The sequence below is a fragment of the Microbacterium gorillae genome, assembly GCF_050990725.1.
GTDB lineage: Bacteria > Actinomycetota > Actinomycetes > Actinomycetales > Microbacteriaceae > Microbacterium > Microbacterium gorillae_A.
Genome location: NZ_CP158844.1, coordinates 1,417,971 through 1,433,909 on the forward strand (window position 1 = coordinate 1,417,971; position 15,939 = coordinate 1,433,909).

The window sequence follows — 15,939 nt, forward strand, 5'->3', positions numbered from 1 at the left end:
GCGTCACATACCGGCGACCACTCCTGAGTCGAGGTTTTCGCGTCAGGTGACCGCCATGAACTTCGCGGGGTCTTCGAGGGGCTCGAAACCGTAGGACGCGTAGAGTCCGTGCGCATCCGCGGTGATGAGCATCACTCTGCGGAGGTTCAAGGGCTCGAGCTCGGCGGTGATCCCCGCCATCAACATCTTGCCGATGCCAGCGCCTCGGCGCTCGGTGTCCACGAACACGTCGCACAGCCAGGCGAACGTGATGCCGTCGGTGATGATGCGGGCGAAGCCGACCTGCTGGCCGGTTTCGGTGTCATAGACCCCGTATGCGCGCGAGTTCGCGATGGCCGCGGCGTGACGCTCGCGCGGGCGACCCTGACCCCAGTACGACTCCTCGGCGATCCACCGGTGCGTGCGGTCGATGTCGATGCGGGTGGGGTCGGCGGAGAACTCGTAGCTGGTCATGGGGCAACGCTACGACGCGCGTCCGCTGCACGGGGCAGGCCACCGCGGCGGTCGTGGTCGGAGGCTGGCCCAGTCAGTCGAAGGCGTTCGTGATCGACTGGGCCGTGCTGCGTGCGCCCTGCCGCGTCGCCCAGCGAGTGAACGGGCGAAGGAGCCGCCCCAGCCACGGTCGTCCGGGAACCGTGCGGTGCCACTGCACGGTGACGCCCACCCGAGTGCCGCCTGCGGAGGGAGCCAGGTCCAGTATCAGCTGCTGCCGATTGGCGCGAGGGAGATCCGGGTAGGTTACGTGCCACTGGACGGTCGTCGGCTCTGTCGCCTCGGCGAGGGTCCACTGCTGGTGACTGACGCCGTCGCGAACTCGGAGTGGGCGCCCGTCAGGAGCCGCCGTCGGCGCTGCCGTGCGCCAAGTGTCGTTGCCGTGTGCCACGGCGGGCCCGCCCACAGACGGCGCCCATGCGTGCAGGCGCTGCGGGTCGGCGAGGAGCGCCCAGACGGCATCGATCGGTGCGGACACGTGAACCCCGGCGGTGCCGCGGAGGATGCCGGCGTCCGCCTCGCGCGGCATGGTCGTATCGCCCGCCGCGTCGAGCACCCGCTCGAGCTCCGCCCGATCCAGGTCCGTGTGTGCCAGAACGTCGGATACGTGACCGCTGGGTTCGTCTAGTACGGCGCGAAGGATCGTCGCCGAGAAGTCGCGCGTGGCGGGCACAGACTGGAACAGCTGCAGAACGCGGGCGCTCCACTCGCACCGGGTCATTCGCCGCGCTGATGAATCGTCGGGTTCCGGTGAATCCACGGCGATGCCGAGGCCGGAGAGGCGCTCAGCGCGCGTGGCCGTGATCGCCATGCGCATGGCGTCTCGCTCGACACCGCCGGCCCGGAGCGCCTGCCCGCCGAGCCCATCGTCGACGGTCAAGGCCACCAGGAGATCGTCCAGGTCGGCAACCGTGCGGTGATGTCGCGCGGCCTCCGCGAAGCCCGCCATTGAGAGCGTCTGCGAGGCGCCGAGCGTGGCGGCGAAGCGACTCACGACGACCTCCGCGGCAGTGCGATGGTCGGGTCGACACGGCGGCTGTACTTCTTGTGGACCGCCTGACGGGTGACGCCGAGGGCCGCCGCGATGTCGGTCCAGCTCATACCGGCACGGAGCGCTGCCTCGACCTGTCGCAGCTCGAGAGACTCGGTGAGTTCGCGCAACGAGACGACGGCCCGCAGTCCCGCGCGTGGATCGGAGGTATCGGTGGCGACGTCCACCATCGTGGTCTGGGTCATGATGTCAACCTAGGTTGCTTACGATGGATTGTCAACCGAGGTTGCTCAATGCGCTGTGTCGTTCCCTGAGGCTGCGTACCGTGGGTTCTCAGTGGTGGTGGTGCGCGGCGCGCGGTCGCGGACTTGTTCCCGTGTCAGGCGAAGCCCGGCGGGCGGGGGAGAGGGCCGCGTTCCGCCTCGAGGCGTGCTGCGAGCGCAAGGATGGCGCGCTCGCCTCCCGGTCGGCCCACCAGTTGCACGCTCCACGGGCGCCCGGAGGGGGCGGCGAGAACCGGCACGGTGATGGCGGGGAGTCCGGACACGTTCACCCAGCTGGTGTGGGGCGCGTACTCGACCTGCTGATCGAACGTGCGTTCGGCGTCGGCGGTGTCGTACCAGCCGAGCGGGCGCGGGCTGAGGGCGAGAGCCGGGGTGAGGATCGCGTCGTAGTCGGCGAAGGCCTCGATGGTCCTGCGCTCGAACAGTCGTGCTGCAGCGTATGCGGAGACGAGTCGCTGAGCATCGAGGGCGCGTCCCTGTCGGGCGAGCCAGGCTGTGATGGGCTCGACCTGGTCAAGCGCGGCATCATCGAGCGGCAGCGTCGCAGCACTGGCACGCCACAGTGTGCCGAACAGCTCCGGGTAGCCGGTGGGCCGCCAATCCGCGCTCTCCACTCGGGCACCGGCGGAGCCGAGCACGCGGGCCGCGTGGTCGTAGGCCGCGCGGGCGTGGGGGTCGAGCGTGAGATCCATGGCCTCGTCCCACGGCGTGATGAGAGTCATTCCGATACGCGTGCCGGCGACGTCGGCCCAGGGCGCATCGCTGAACGGCCCTGAATCCGGCGCCGTGACGGAGCGGTGTGACGGGGCCATCGCCGTCATCACGTCCAGGAGGAGAGCGGCGTCGGCGACCGTGCGAGTGATCGGGCCGTTCACTGCCAGGCCGTCGTACGAGTCCAACCCCGCACCGATGGGGAGCCGGCCGCGAGAGGGCTTGAGGCCGACGACGGCGCAGGTGGCCGACGGGATGCGGATCGATCCACCGCCATCGGACGCGGGAGCCCAGGGGAGGAGCCCTGCGGCAACGGCGGCCGCGGCGCCTCCGCTCGAGCCGCCGGCGCCGGTCGCGGTGTCCCAGGGGCTGCGAGCCGCGGGGCCAACCTGCGGCTCCGTGAAACCGGTGAGACCGAATTCCGGAGTGCTGGTCTTGCCCAGACTGATCGCGCCGGTGGCATCCAGCGCATCCGCCAGCGGATCGGAGAGGACGGGCACGTTGTCGGCGAACGCGACCGAGCCGTAACGCGTCGGCACTCCCGCACGCGCGACGAGGTCCTTGTCGCCGAACGGGATACCGCGTAACCGACCCTGTGGCAGGTCGCCCGACGCACGTCGCAGTGCAGCATCCGCGGTGACCTCGACGAACGCGCCGACCTCGCCGTTGAACTGATCGATGCGCTCCAGATAGTGCGTGACGACCTCCGGCGGGGTGAGCGCGCCCGAGGCGAGCTCGTCGATCAGGTCGACGACGGAGAGCTCATGGATCGCGGTCATCCCTTGAGCCTATGCGCCGCTGAGGTTTCGACGAGACTCAGCGGCGCAGAGCTATCAGAGCCGATGGCACGGGAGGAGCTGCGCACGCGACTGATGCTGAAGTGACGTTCCTCCCGGACCCAGACGGTCGCGCGTCAGATCCCTGTGCCTGAGGGCTCAGATCATGTACTCGGGTGCGGTGAGGACCGCACGTGTGTCCTCGCCGGGAACGCGGGGTCGAGCCTTCGCGGGGATCCCGACCAGCACCGAATCGGCGGGAGCGTCGCGGGTGACGACGGCATTGGCGCCGATCGCCGAACGAGCGCCGATCGTGATGTCGCCCAGCACCTTCGCGCCCGCGCCGATCGCGACGCCATCCTCGATGGTCGGGTGGCGTTTACCCGCAGCGTGCGTGCGTCCGCCCAGGGTGACGCCGTGGTACATCATGACGTCGTCGCCCACGATGGCCGTCTCGCCGATGACCACCCCCGCACCGTGATCGATGAAGAACCGTCGTCCGATGGTGGCGCCCGGATGAATCTCGATTCCGGTGAGGAAGCGCGTGAACTGCGATCCCGCACGGGCGATGAAGCGCAGATTCCGCTGCCACAGCCAGTGGTTGAGCCGATGCGCCCACAGCGCGTGCAGGCCCGGGTACAGCAGAGCGATCTCCAGCGAAGTACGCGCCGCCGGATCCCGCAGGCGTGCGGCAGCGAGATCCTCACGCAGGCGGGAGAAGGCGGTCATGCATCCATCCTGCCGTGTCGCGAACGGCGCCGGTCGAGTATGACGGCACCTGCCCATCCGACGAAGGGTCGCGGACGCAAACAGAACGGGCCGGATCGCGATGATCCGGCCCGTTGACACGTGTGGGACTCAGCCCTCCCGCAGGTCCTCGAACAGCGCGGTGGTGATGTAACGCTCACCGGTGTCAGGAATGACGACCACGATGCGCTTGCCCGCAGCTTCCGGACGCTTGGCCACCTCCAGCGCGGCCCACACGGCGGCGCCTGCCGAGATGCCGGCGAGGATGCCCTCGTTCGAGGCCAGCGCGCGGGCGGAGGTGATGGCGTCATCGAAGGCGACATCGATCACCTCGTCGATGACGACCCGGTTCAGGATCGCCGGGACGAAGTTCGGGCCGATGCCCTGGATCTTGTGCGGGCCGGGCGTGCCTTCGGTCAGCAGCGGCGAGTCCTTCGGCTCCACGGCCACGATCGTGATGCCGGGCACCTTCTCCTTGAGAACTTCGCCGACACCCGTGATCGTGCCGCCGGTGCCGATTCCCGCGACGAAGTAGTCGACGGCACCGTCGGTGTCACGCAGGATCTCCTGTGCGGTGGTGCGGCGGTGGATGGCTGGGTTGGCCTCGTTCTCGAACTGGCTCGCCAGAATCGCGCCAGGCGTCTCCGCCACGATGCGCGCCGCCTCCGCGACGGCACCCTTCATTCCGCCGGACGGGTCGGTGAGCACCAGCTCGGCACCGAACGCCTTCAGCAGCACGCGGCGCTCGATGGACATGGACGCGGGCATCGTGAGGATCACCTTGTAGCCGCGAGCGGCGCCCACCAGGGCGAGGCCGATTCCGGTGTTGCCACTGGTCGCCTCGACGATCGTGCCACCGGCGGGCAGAGCACCCGACTCCTCGGCCGCGTCCACGAGGGCCACGGCAAGACGGTCCTTCACGGAAGAACCGGGGTTGAAGTACTCGAGCTTGGCGAGGACTTCGGCGCCAGAGCCCTCGGCGAGACGGTTGAGGCGCACCAGCGGGGTGTCGCCGAACGTGGAGGTGATGTCTGCGTGAATACCAGCCATGTGCGGGGCCTTTCGGGTTGGACGAGCAGCGTTGCCGTCCTGGCACGATACGACGCGCGGGTGACCGCCACGTGTAATGTGACGCCACTTGACAGGCCGCAGCCTGGAGAGTTGTGAATCGGTGACGGTCGGGTCGCCGCCACGCGGGCGGTGGCGTCGGCGTCGGTATCTGTCGTGTGACATGACTCGTCGAGGTGACGCGAGGGGGCGATGGTTCGGTTGCCGTCACGCGGGCGGTGGTGTCGGCGTCGGTGTCTGTCGTGTGACATGACTCGTCGAGGTGACGCGAGGGGGCGATGGTTCGGTTGCCGTCACGCGGGCGGTGGTGTCGGCGTCGGTATCTGCCGTGTGACATGACTCGTCGAGGTGACGCGAGGGGGCGATGGTTCGGTTGCCGTCACGCGGGCGGTGACGTCGGCGTCGGTATCTGTCATGTGACGCCGCTGGACGGGCAGGTGAGCGCAATAGGCTGGGGGAGCGTCGCCCGGACGCTCCCGAGGAAGAAGACCGATGACGACGGATTCGCCGATCACCCTGCGTGCCGCCCTGGAGGCGGGTGCCGCCGAGCTCACAGAAGCCGGCATCCTGGACGCGGTGGTGGACGCGGAGCTGCTGGCCGCCCATGTGCTCGATCTGTCTCGCGGCGCAGTCCAGGCTGCGGTCGTGACGGGCAGGGAACTCAGCCCGCCGGAGCGCTCCGCGTTCGACGAAGTGATCGCTCGCCGTGCCGAGCGGGTGCCACTGCAGCACATCACGGGCCTTGCGCCGTTCCGTCATCTGGAACTCGCCGTGGGACCGGGCGTCTTCGTCCCGCGCCCGGAGACGGAGATCCTCGCCCAATTCGCGATCGACGCGCTCGCGGCAACGCCCTCGCCGCATCCGCTCGCGGTCGATCTCGGTACGGGCTCCGGTGCGATCGCGCTCGCGATGGCCACCGAAGTCCCGCACGCGCGTGTCGTGGCTGTGGAGCGAAGCGCGGATGCGCACCGATGGGCCGCGCGAAATGTGGCGCGACTCACCGACGGCAACCTGGAACTTCGACACGGCAGTTTTGCCGATGCGCTCGACGACCTTGCCGGCACGGTCTCCGTGGTCGCGTCGAACCCGCCGTATGTCCCTGCTGGTGCGATCCCGCGGGACCCGGAAGTACGCCTGCACGACCCGCGTGAGGCGCTGTACAGCGGCGAGGACGGCCTCGATGACATTCGCACGATCTCGCAGGTGGGTCTGCGGCTCGCGCACGCCGGGGGAATGATCGTGTTGGAGCACGGTGAATGGCAGGGCGTGGGAGTGCGGGAGATCCTCACCGCCGACGGCTGGCTGGCTGCCGCCACGCACCCCGACCTCACCCATCGCGATCGCGTCACCACCGCCCTGCACCCCTGAACCTGCAAGCGTGCACTGAGTCCGCGCGCCGCCCCCCCGCGTTCGCGCAGCGTTCCCGAGTTTGCGCTCGGTCCCCCCCCCGAGCTCCCGCTGTGCGCCGAGCCGTCGGGCCGAAGTCGGAACCCATAGCCCGCGAGACTTCCGTGTGTGGGCGAGAATCCGTGCAACGCGGCGTGTGAAGTCTCAGGACATAGTGGACGTTGAGTCTCAGGACATAGTGGACACAGTTATTGGGGCGGTGGGGTGTCGATCTGGCGCGCGAGGCTGGTCATTGGTTTCGTGGTGGGCCAGGTGATTGTGACGATTTGAGTGCCTCGGGAATCGAAGACGGCGACCTCGTCGGTGGTGTGGATCAGCGTGACCCGTTGACCTCTCCATGCTTTGCCCAGAAGGAACTCGCGGCCGAGGTAGCTGATCTGACCCCCGCGACGCGCAACACGATGTTGGACGCTTTCTGAGGGCGCGTCCGCTGTTCGGGCTGCGGGCGTGGGGCGCTGCGTGACGATCGGGTCGCCGGGCGGCGCGATCTTTGGCAATGCATCGTAGAGTTCCGCAGGCGCGGTGCGTGGCGGGAGTGCCTGATGCGAGCGGTGATGGTTGTACCAGTCCCGATACTCGTCGAGCGCCCGCTGGAGCTCATCGATCGTCGCCGGATTGCGGGCGGCGATGAAGTTCAGCAGCGTCTGATGCGCTCGCTCGACCTTGCCCTGCGACTTCGGGTGCGAGGGCTTGCCGGTGATCATCTTCACGCCCAGATCACCGAGGAATATCTGCAACGACGTGACCTTGCCCGAGCGTGACATGTTGAATGCCGTCCCGTTGTCCGTGTGTACCAGCACCGGCCGCCCGTACCGGGCGATCGCCCACCGAAATGCGTCGACCACGACAGCCGCTGTTTCCGCCGGCCCGGGGTGCAGAGCGATGTTCATCCGGGTGCAGTCGTCGATGATCTCGATCACCACAACGACGTCACCCGTGGACAGCGTCACCTCCAGCCCGTCGGACTGCCACCGCTGATTCGGGAACTCCGATCGGATCCGCTGGTGTGATCCTTTTGGACGCTTCCTCTTGTTCCGCTCCACCAGGTGCTCACGATCCAGGATCCGCGCGATCGTCGACCGTGAGGGCACCGGGGCGAACCCTGCCCGATCCAGCACGTCCCGGATCGACAACGGCCCGTGATCTTTTCCCTGCTCCTTCAGCTCTCGACGCTTCACGATCACCGCTGCGATCACCGCGTCCGACACCGCGGTCGGACTCGAACGGGGACGCGTGCTGCCCTTGAACAATGCCGCCTCACCCTCGGCCGAGGCCCGCTTACGCACCGCATGGAACCAGGACCGGGAGACCCCGTGCCGCCGACAGAACGCATCAATCGCGCCCCGCCCAGCATCCTCGGGCCACTCCACAACAAGCTGACGAACACGATCAGGGATACGACTCACCCAGCAGATCGTCCACTAAGTCCTGAGACACCAGCATGTCCACAATGTCCTGAGACAGGATCGTCCACTATGTCCTGAGACAGCACACCGTGCAACGCGGCGATTCTCGCCCACAGACGCAAGTCTCACGGGAACCGCAGGGCCGTGCGCCGTAGACTGGAGCCGCCATGTCTCCTGTCTTCGACTGCTCTGATGAAACGCAGCTGCTCAGCGGCATGCGTCACGCCCGCCAGGCCATCGCCCGAGGCGAGCTGATCGTCCTTCCCACCGATACCGTCTACGGCGTCGGCGCCGACGCGTTCAGCCCCGCCGCCGTGCAGCGACTGCTGGACGGAAAGGGGCGGGGCCGCAACCAGCCGCCGCCCGTGCTGGTGGGCAGTGTGGCCGCGATGACGGCACTCGTCAGCGAGGTTCCCGCGGCGGTGAACGACCTGATCGATGCGTTCTGGCCGGGCGGGCTCACGATCGTCCTGCCGGCGCAGGAGAGCCTGGTGTGGGATCTCGGCGAGACGCGCGGCACGGTCGCCGTGCGCATGCCCGATCACCGCATCGCCCGCGAACTGCTGATGGAGACAGGCCCGCTGGCGGTCTCCAGCGCAAACCTCACCGGTCAGCCCGCCGCGCGCAACGCCGCCGAGGCACAGGACATGCTGGGCGACGCCGTCTCCGTCTACCTCGACGGGGGAGAGGTCGCCGACGGCATCGCCTCGACGATCATCGACGCCACCACCCTCGTTCGCGCCGCCGACTTGCCCGAGGGACAGGAGCCCGTCGTGCGGGTTCTTCGCGAGGGAGCGATCTCCCGCGACCGACTTCGCGACGTGCTCGGCGATCTTCTCGAAGCCGACCCCGTGGCGGTCACGATTGCGCTGACGTCCGACGCTGACGCTACGGAGACTTCCGCGGAGACCACCACGGAGACTTCCGGTACGGATGCCACCACGGAAACCACCGGCACAGCCGACACCGGTGCGCCAGCCACGGAGACTTCCGGTACGAAATCCACCGACACACCCGACACCGATGCTCCCGCTGCCGACAGCGCAGCGAGCGTGGAAGGCCCTCCCGGCGGCGAGCACGCGTGAAGCAGTATCTCTTCGCCATCATCCTCACGGGAGCCATGTCGCTCATGCTCTCGTGGGGTGTGTGGCAGTTGAGCATGCGCTTCAAGCTGTACCCCGGCATCCGCGAACGGGACGTGCACACCACGCCCACGCCGCGCCTCGGCGGAATCGCCATCTTCCTGGCGATCGCGCTGATGGTCCTGATTTCACGGGCGAATCCCTACTTCGCCCCGTTCTGGGCGGATCCGGCCCCGATCATCTCGGTCCTGATCGCCTCGGCGTTGATCGTGGGCGTCGGTGCCGCGGATGACATCTGGGACCTGGACTGGATGATCAAGCTGGGCGCGCAGTTCATCGCCGCCGGCATCATCACGATCGGCGGCGGGCTGCAGATCATCGCGCTGCCTATCGGCGGCATCATGGTGGGCTCCAGCTGGATCAGCATCGTCGCCACGATGATGGTGATCGTCGTCGTCATGAACGCCGTGAACTTCATCGACGGCCTCGATGGGCTCCTCACCGGGACCGTGCTGATCGCGGCGGGCGTGCTGTTCGCATACTCGTACCTGTTGGTGCGCGATACCGGTGGCGACAACAACTTCAACCTCGCCACGTTCCTCGCCGCCGTGATCGTGGGTGCCTGCGCCGGATTCCTTCCGCTGAACTGGCGACCGGCGAAGCTCTTCATGGGCGACTCCGGCGCACTGCTTCTCGGACTGCTGCTCGGCACCTGCACCATCGCGATCCTCAGCCGGATCACACCCGAGATGCTCGACCCCGACACGTTCGGCCAGTCCATGCTGCTCGGTGCTTTCATCCCGATCCTGCTGCTGCCGATCATCATCGTGATCTTCCCGCTCACCGACTTCGTGCTCGCCGTGCTGCGCCGCATGGGCGCGGGCAAGAGCCCGTTCGCGCCCGATCGCAAGCACCTGCACCACCGTATGCTCGACCTCGGCCACTCCGATCGTGACTCCACGCTCATCTTCTATGCGTGGACCGCCGTGCTGTCGCTGTCCGTGCTGCTGATGTACGTGGCGGTGCGTGAGCGCTGGCCCGGCGGCTACTGGCTCGGTATCGCGTTCGCTGCTGTGGGCCTCGCCGCCTGCGCCGTCGTCACCTTCATCCCACCCGAAAACGCGCGCCGCGCACGACGCCGCGCCCTCCAGGAGGCCTCGAAATGACCCCCGCAGCTCCCGTCGCCAGCAACCCCGTCCTGCGACGAGTCCTCACCGTCGGCGCGATCGTCACCGCCGTGCTCGCCATCGCGGGAGCGGTGATCGGCTTCTCCGTATCCGGCACGTCCGGACTGTTCAGCGCCCTGGTGGGCGTCGTACTCGCTGCCCTCTTCCTGTCGATCACCGGCGCCAGCATCCTCATCGCCAACCGTTGGAACGGTGATCCGCTCTACCCCACGCTGTTCTTCTCGATCGTGCTCGGCGGCTGGGTGATCAAGTTCGTCATCTTCATCGCCGCACTCTTCCTGCTCCGTGGCGCGCCATGGCTGGACTCGATGGTGTTCTTCATCGCGCTGGTCGTGAGCATTCTCGCGACTCTCGTAGTGGACGTGATCGTCATGATGAAGATGCGGATCCCCTACGTCTCCGACATCGACCTGCCCGAGACGTTCGACGATGAAGAAGAAGCCCAGAACCCGGCAGCGGGGGAGGATACGCCTGCTGCTCCCGATGCGTCATCCAGCAACGCGGAGAAGCCGTCGGATCGCCCGTGATTCGATTCGTGACATCCCGGAAATCTTGATAGGCTGAAGAAGTTCCCCTGGCCCGTGGTGCGCCTCTTGTGCGCGAAGGTCGGGATGACGCCGTCTCACCCATCGTCGTATCGGCTCGCCCGGTGCCCCGAAGTTGGAGCCGCAACCTGTGATCCACGCCGCGAGCATTATCGCCGCTGCCGCCTCGTCTGATGACGAGAACGGCTTCCACGCCCCCTCCATCTGGGAGTTCTTCCCGGACATCGTTCTGTTCGAGGGCACGCCGTTCGCGATCAACCGGATCCACCTGATCCAGATCCTGGTCACCGTCGTGCTCGTGCTGATCCTCTGGCTCGGCACCCGCAAGATGAAGCTGATCCCCGGCCGCGGCCAGTCGATCGTCGAGATGGGCTTCGACTTCGTGCGCGTCAACATCGCGCACGACCTGCTCGGACGCAAGGACGGCAACCGCTTCCTGCCCATCCTCACCACCCTCTTCTTCATGATCCTGTTCATGAACCTCACGGGTGTGATCCCGGGCCTGAACATCGCGGGAACCTCGATCATCGCGATGCCGCTGTTGCTTGCCGTCGTCGCCTACGTCACCTTCATCTACGCGGGTCTGAAGAAGAGCCCCAAGGGCTTCATCAAGAACTCGCTCTTCCCGTCGGGCGTTCCGTGGCCGATTTACTTCCTGGTCACGCCGCTGGAGTTCATCTCGACCTTCATCATCCGCCCCGTCACGCTGACGCTGCGACTGCTGATGAACATGATGGTCGGCCACCTCATGCTGGTGCTGTTCTTCTCGGCGACGTGGTTCTTCTTCTTCCACGCGGGCGGGTTCTTCCCGATCCTCGGTGTCGGCACGCTCGCCGCGGGCTTCGCCTACACCATCTTCGAGCTCCTGGTGGCGTTCCTCCAGGCGTATGTCTTCACCATCCTGACTGCGGTCTACATCCAGCTCGCAGTCGCAGACGAGCACTGAGCGGGTCGGCACAAGCCGTACCCACCCAACGAAAGGAAAAACCGTGGACGCTACCACGATTCTCGCCGCAGTCTCCGGCAACGTCGGAACGATCGGCTACGGCCTCGCGGCCATCGGTCCCGCCATCGGTGTGGGCATCGTCGTCGGCAAGACGATCGAGGGTGTCGCCCGCCAGCCCGAGCTGCAGGGTCGCCTCCAGGTCATGATGTGGATCGGTATCGCCTTCACCGAGGCGCTCGCCTTCATCGGCATCGCGACCTACTTCATCTTCCAGGGCTGATTCACCCCACTGACACGTAAGGAGACAGGATGCTGAACGCTCTTGTCACTGCCGCAGCTGGCGAGGGGGAGACTCCGAACCCGCTGATCCCGGCGATCTATGACATCGTCTGGTCTGCGGTCTGCTTCGTGGTCATCCTGCTGGTCGTCTGGAAGGTCGCTCTGCCGAAGGTCACGAAGATGCTCGACGAGCGCTCCGCGGCCATCGAGGGCAACATCGCCAAGGCTGACGAGGCCCAGAAGCAGGCTGAGGCCGCTCTCGCGGAGTACACCGCGCAGCTGGCCGAGGCTCGCAAGGAGGCCGGCACGATCCGTGACGCCGCCCGCGAGGACGGCAAGAAGATCGTCGCCGAGGCCAAGGAAGCTGCGACCACGGAGGCCGCACGCATCCAGGCCGCTGCCTCCACCCAGATCGAGGCCGAGCGTCAGGCTGCCTTCGTCTCCCTGCGCGGAGAGGTCGGCACGCTGGCACTGAACCTTGCTGGAAACGTGATCGGTGAGACGCTGAACGACGACCAGAAGGCCACGGCCGTCGTCGACCGCTTCCTCGCCGACCTCGAGGCTTCCGAGAAGGCGAACCACTGATGGGCAGCGCGACCACTCAGGCACTCGCGGCGTCGGTGAAGGCGCTCGACGCGCACACGCTCGACCTCGCCACCGCACGCGACCTGTTCGCAGCCGCGCGTGCGGTGAGCGAGTCGACGCAGCTCGCCGGTGCCCTGTCCGACTCCGCAGCCCCCGTGGCCGCGCGCGAACAGGTCGTGAAGGCCGTCTTCGGCTCGGCGCTCGGCGCCGCAGCCGTGGACGTCCTCACCACGGTCGCCGCTCAGCGCTGGTCCGATGCCGCCGGTCTTGCCGACGGCATCGAGGAGCTCGCGATCCGCACGGCTTCGGCCGCGGATGCGAACGCCGACATCGAGGGGGAGCTGTTCGGCTTCTCTCGCACCATCGCGCAGAACCCCGAGCTGGAGCTCGCCCTGGGCAGCCGCCTGGGTCAGTCTGCGGCGAAGGGTGCCCTTGTCGAGAAGCTGATCGGCAGCGCCGCAGCACCCGCAACGACGCTCATCGTCTCCTCGCTCGTGCAGCTCCCGCGGGAGCGGCGCGTTCGTCAGCTGCTGAACCGGGCGATGGACATCGTCTCGGCGCAGCGCGGCCGCACGGTCGCAACGGTGGTCTCGGCCGCCCCGCTGAACGACGAGCAGAGCAAGCGCCTCACCGCGGCGCTGGCAGCCAAGTACGGCTCCGGCGTCACGCTCAACACGGTCATCGACCCCACGGTCGTCGGAGGACTGCGCGTGCAGATCGCCGATGACGTGATCGACGGATCGATCTCGTCGCGTCTGGCCGACGTGCGCCACAAGCTGATCGGCTGACACCAGACTTTCCCGCACCAGCGGAGAACTTCGGGGCAGGGCCCCACTGAACGAAGGAACACAATGGCAGATCTCTCTATCAGCCCCGATGTCATCCGTGACGCGCTGAAGGACTTCGTCGCCGCTTACGAGACCCCTGGCGCTTCCGCGACCGAGGTCGGCACCGTCATCGACGCTGCTGACGGCATCGCGCACGTCGAGGGACTCCCGGGCGTGATGGCCAACGAGCTCGTGCGTTTCGCCGACGGCACCCTGGGTCTGGCCCAGAACCTCGACGAGCACGAGATCGGCGTCGTCGTCCTGGGCGAGTTCTCGGGCGTCGAGGCCGGTCAGGAAGTCACCCGCACGGGCGAGGTCCTCTCGGTCCCGGTCGGCGACGGCTACCTCGGCCGCGTCGTGGACGCGCTCGGCAACCCGATCGACGGTCTCGGTGAGATTGGCTCGATCGAGGGTCGTCGTGCTCTCGAGCTCCAGGCCCCGGGCGTCATGCAGCGCAAGTCGGTGCACGAGCCGATGCAGACCGGCATGAAGGCCATCGACGCGATGATCCCGGTCGGCCGTGGTCAGCGTCAGCTGATCATCGGTGACCGCCAGACCGGTAAGACGGCCATCGCGATCGACACGATCATCAACCAGAAGGCCAACTGGGAGTCGGGCGACGTCAACAAGCAGGTCCGCTGCATCTACGTCGCCATCGGTCAGAAGGGCTCGACCATCGCTTCGGTGAAGGGCGCGCTCGAAGAGGCCGGCGCGCTGGAGTACACGACGATCGTCGCCGCTCCCGCCTCGGACCCCGCGGGCTTCAAGTACCTCGCCCCCTACACCGGCTCGGCCATCGGTCAGCACTGGATGTACGGCGGCAAGCACGTCCTCATCGTGTTCGACGACCTGTCGAAGCAGGCTGAGGCCTACCGTGCGGTTTCCCTGCTGCTTCGTCGTCCGCCGGGACGTGAGGCCTACCCGGGTGACGTCTTCTACCTGCACTCGCGTCTGCTGGAGCGGTGCGCGAAGCTCTCCGACGAGCTGGGTGCCGGCTCGATGACGGGTCTGCCCATCATCGAGACGAAGGCCAACGACGTCTCCGCGTACATCCCGACCAACGTGATCTCCATCACCGACGGCCAGATCTTCCTGCAGTCCGACCTGTTCAACGCCAACCAGCGTCCGGCCGTCGACGTGGGTATCTCGGTCTCCCGAGTCGGTGGTGACGCTCAGGTCAAGTCCATCAAGAAGGTCTCCGGTACCTTGAAGCTGGAGCTGGCGCAGTATCGCTCGCTCGAGGCATTCGCGATGTTCGCGTCCGACCTCGACCAGGCGTCGCGTCGTCAGCTCGAGCGTGGCGCCCGCCTCACCGAGCTGCTCAAGCAGCCGCAGTACTCGCCGTACCCGGTGGAGGAGCAGGTCGTCTCGATCTGGGCCGGCACCAACGGCAAGCTCGACACGATCGCCGTCGAGGATGTGCTGCCGTTCGAGCGTGAGCTGCTGGACTACGTCGGTCGCAACACCGAGATCCTGACGCGCCTGCGCGAGACCAACGTGCTGGATGACGACACCATCGCTGAGCTGAACGACGTCACCGACAAGTTCATCCTCGAGTTCAACGGCGGCAAGGGCCGTGCGATCGATGCCCTCGGCAACGAGAGCGTGGACGCAGCCGCTGCCGATGACGTCACGCAGGAGAAGATCGTCAAGGGTCGTCGGGCGTAATCGCCTGACAGAGAGACACTCATGGGCGCACAACTCCGGGTCTACAAGCAGAAGATTCAGTCTGCTCAGACCACCAAGAAGATCACGAAGGCGATGGAACTCATCGCGGCTTCGCGAATCCAGAAGGCGATGGCGCGTGTGCACGCGGCATCCCCCTTCTCGCGTGCCGTGACGCGTGCCGTGTCCGCCGTCGCGACGTACTCCAATGTCGATCACCCGCTCACCACCGAGCCCGAGCAGATCCGTCGTTCCGCGGTCGTGATCTTCGCCGCGGACCGCGGACTTGCGGGTGCCTTCAACTCTCAGATCCTCCGCGAGGGTCTGGAGGTTGCTGAGCTGCTGCGCAGCGAAGGCAAGGAGGTCGTCTTCTACCTCGTCGGACGCAAGGCGGTCGGCTACTTCCAGTTCCGGAAGCTGGCCGCCGCCGGTGAGTGGATCGGTGACACCGATTCGCCCTCCTTCTCGACGGCGGAAGACATCGCCAACACCCTGCTGGAAGCGTTCCGTACGGACTACGCGGACGGCGGCGTGGAGGAGATCCACCTCGTCTACAACCGGTTCGTCAGCATGATGACCCAGGAGCCCGAGAGCGTTCGCCTGCTCCCGCTGGAGATCACCGAGGCGGATGCCGCCGACGTGTCGTCCTCGCAGGTGTACCCGCTCTACGAGTTCGAGCCGGACGCCGAGACGGTGCTGGACGCGATCCTGCCGGTGTACATCCAGTCCCGCATCTTCAACGCCCTGCTGCAGTCGGCTGCCTCCAAGCACGCCGCAACGCAGAAGGCGATGAAGTCGGCCTCGGACAACGCCGACAAGCTCATCACCGACTACACGCGCCTGCGCAACAACGCGCGCCAGGCCGAGATCACGCAGCAGATCGCCGAGATCGTCGGCGGCGCGGACGCTCTGGCGTCCTAAGACCTCATCACGAAAGAGAA

General features: G+C 67.0%; 16 protein-coding genes and 1 pseudogene. 10 read left to right on the top strand and 7 right to left on the bottom strand.

The features are described 5' to 3' along the window. Positions 1–42: 42 nt before the first annotated feature. From ABTV68_RS06175 to cysK, 6 genes are all read right to left on the bottom strand, one after another. Positions 43–453 (bottom strand): GNAT family N-acetyltransferase, encoded by a 411-nt coding sequence (locus ABTV68_RS06175; RefSeq protein WP_433676744.1) that lies wholly within the window; start codon positions 451–453, stop codon positions 43–45. A gap of 73 nt (positions 454–526) precedes the next feature. Continuing rightward, the gene (locus tag ABTV68_RS06180; RefSeq protein ID WP_433676745.1) at positions 527–1,486 is read right to left on the bottom strand and encodes an SRPBCC family protein; all 960 of its coding nucleotides are present in this window, start codon (positions 1,484–1,486) and stop codon (positions 527–529) included. Then, on the bottom strand, positions 1,483–1,728 hold the full coding sequence (locus ABTV68_RS06185; RefSeq protein ID WP_404922629.1) for a hypothetical protein: 246 nt from the start codon (positions 1,726–1,728) through the stop codon (positions 1,483–1,485). Before ABTV68_RS06185 ends, ABTV68_RS06180 begins: the two co-directional genes overlap by 4 nt. Before the next feature lie 134 nt (positions 1,729–1,862). Continuing rightward, a complete protein-coding gene (locus ABTV68_RS06190; RefSeq protein WP_433676746.1) occupies positions 1,863–3,257 on the bottom strand; it encodes an amidase in 1,395 nt (464 codons plus the stop codon). 156 nt (positions 3,258–3,413) lie between these two features. Beyond that, entirely contained in the window at positions 3,414–3,983 is a 570-nt protein-coding gene (gene epsC / locus ABTV68_RS06195) for a serine O-acetyltransferase EpsC (RefSeq protein ID WP_433676747.1), read from the bottom strand. Positions 3,984–4,112: 129 nt separating this feature from the next. Further along, the gene (cysK, locus tag ABTV68_RS06200; RefSeq protein ID WP_433676748.1) at positions 4,113–5,051 is read right to left on the bottom strand and encodes a cysteine synthase A; all 939 of its coding nucleotides are present in this window, start codon (positions 5,049–5,051) and stop codon (positions 4,113–4,115) included. Positions 5,052–5,561: 510 nt separating this feature from the next. Between cysK and prmC the strand changes: the two genes are divergently transcribed. Next, positions 5,562–6,437, top strand: a complete 876-nt coding sequence (gene prmC / locus ABTV68_RS06205) for a peptide chain release factor N(5)-glutamine methyltransferase (protein WP_433676749.1) — start codon at positions 5,562–5,564, stop codon at positions 6,435–6,437. A 227-nt stretch (positions 6,438–6,664) separates the two neighbouring features. Here prmC and ABTV68_RS06210 read toward each other — a convergent pair whose 3' ends face one another. Next, complete coding sequence (locus ABTV68_RS06210) at positions 6,665–7,882, bottom strand: DDE-type integrase/transposase/recombinase (protein WP_433675374.1); 1,218 nt, start codon at positions 7,880–7,882, stop codon at positions 6,665–6,667. 167 nt (positions 7,883–8,049) lie between these two features. Between ABTV68_RS06210 and ABTV68_RS06215 the strand changes: the two are divergent. From ABTV68_RS06215 to ABTV68_RS06255, 9 genes and pseudogenes are all read left to right on the top strand, one after another. Continuing rightward, positions 8,050–8,736, top strand: a pseudogene (locus ABTV68_RS06215) (L-threonylcarbamoyladenylate synthase); the annotation flags it as partial. A 227-nt stretch (positions 8,737–8,963) separates the two neighbouring features. Continuing rightward, positions 8,964–10,130 carry an MraY family glycosyltransferase gene (locus ABTV68_RS06220; RefSeq protein ID WP_433676750.1) on the top strand — a complete coding sequence of 389 codons (1,167 nt, stop codon included), beginning with the start codon at positions 8,964–8,966 and terminating at the stop codon, positions 10,128–10,130. Further along, positions 10,127–10,678, top strand: coding sequence for a hypothetical protein (locus ABTV68_RS06225; protein WP_433676751.1), 552 nt, complete (start codon positions 10,127–10,129; stop codon positions 10,676–10,678). Before ABTV68_RS06220 ends, ABTV68_RS06225 begins: the two co-directional genes overlap by 4 nt. Positions 10,679–10,826: 148 nt before the next feature. After that, positions 10,827–11,642, top strand: coding sequence for a F0F1 ATP synthase subunit A (gene atpB, locus ABTV68_RS06230; RefSeq protein WP_433676752.1), 816 nt, complete (start codon positions 10,827–10,829; stop codon positions 11,640–11,642). A gap of 43 nt (positions 11,643–11,685) precedes the next feature. Continuing rightward, the gene (gene atpE / locus ABTV68_RS06235; protein WP_404922620.1) at positions 11,686–11,922 is read left to right on the top strand and encodes an ATP synthase F0 subunit C; all 237 of its coding nucleotides are present in this window, start codon (positions 11,686–11,688) and stop codon (positions 11,920–11,922) included. A gap of 29 nt (positions 11,923–11,951) precedes the next feature. Continuing rightward, a complete protein-coding gene (locus ABTV68_RS06240; protein ID WP_433676753.1) occupies positions 11,952–12,506 on the top strand; it encodes a F0F1 ATP synthase subunit B in 555 nt (184 codons plus the stop codon). After that, positions 12,506–13,294: a F0F1 ATP synthase subunit delta gene (locus tag ABTV68_RS06245; RefSeq protein ID WP_433676754.1), complete on the top strand. Its 789-nt coding sequence runs from the start codon at positions 12,506–12,508 to the stop codon at positions 13,292–13,294. The genes ABTV68_RS06240 and ABTV68_RS06245 overlap by 1 nt, the downstream gene beginning before the upstream one ends. Before the next feature lie 63 nt (positions 13,295–13,357). Continuing rightward, complete coding sequence (gene atpA / locus ABTV68_RS06250; RefSeq protein ID WP_433676755.1) at positions 13,358–15,001, top strand: F0F1 ATP synthase subunit alpha; 1,644 nt, start codon at positions 13,358–13,360, stop codon at positions 14,999–15,001. Between the two features lie 21 nt (positions 15,002–15,022). Next, positions 15,023–15,919: a F0F1 ATP synthase subunit gamma gene (locus tag ABTV68_RS06255; protein ID WP_433676756.1), complete on the top strand. Its 897-nt coding sequence runs from the start codon at positions 15,023–15,025 to the stop codon at positions 15,917–15,919. Positions 15,920–15,939 lie beyond the last annotated feature (20 nt).

Excerpts from the sequence above, each read along its gene's own strand:
- prmC (WP_433676749.1), top strand. The coding sequence starts at position 5,562 with ATGACGACGGATTCGCCGATCACCCTGCGTGCCGCCCTGGAGGCGGGT.
- ABTV68_RS06225 (WP_433676751.1), top strand. The coding sequence starts at position 10,127 with ATGACCCCCGCAGCTCCCGTCGCCAGCAACCCCGTCCTGCGACGAGTC.
- ABTV68_RS06240 (WP_433676753.1), top strand. The coding sequence starts at position 11,952 with ATGCTGAACGCTCTTGTCACTGCCGCAGCTGGCGAGGGGGAGACTCCG.
- ABTV68_RS06190 (WP_433676746.1), bottom strand. The coding sequence starts at position 3,257 with ATGACCGCGATCCATGAGCTCTCCGTCGTCGACCTGATCGACGAGCTC.
- ABTV68_RS06175 (WP_433676744.1), bottom strand. The coding sequence starts at position 453 with ATGACCAGCTACGAGTTCTCCGCCGACCCCACCCGCATCGACATCGAC.
- ABTV68_RS06245 (WP_433676754.1), top strand. The coding sequence starts at position 12,506 with ATGGGCAGCGCGACCACTCAGGCACTCGCGGCGTCGGTGAAGGCGCTC.
- ABTV68_RS06255 (WP_433676756.1), top strand. The coding sequence starts at position 15,023 with ATGGGCGCACAACTCCGGGTCTACAAGCAGAAGATTCAGTCTGCTCAG.
- atpA (WP_433676755.1), top strand. The coding sequence starts at position 13,358 with ATGGCAGATCTCTCTATCAGCCCCGATGTCATCCGTGACGCGCTGAAG.
- ABTV68_RS06185 (WP_404922629.1), bottom strand. The coding sequence starts at position 1,728 with ATGACCCAGACCACGATGGTGGACGTCGCCACCGATACCTCCGATCCA.
- cysK (WP_433676748.1), bottom strand. The coding sequence starts at position 5,051 with ATGGCTGGTATTCACGCAGACATCACCTCCACGTTCGGCGACACCCCG.
- epsC (WP_433676747.1), bottom strand. The coding sequence starts at position 3,983 with ATGACCGCCTTCTCCCGCCTGCGTGAGGATCTCGCTGCCGCACGCCTG.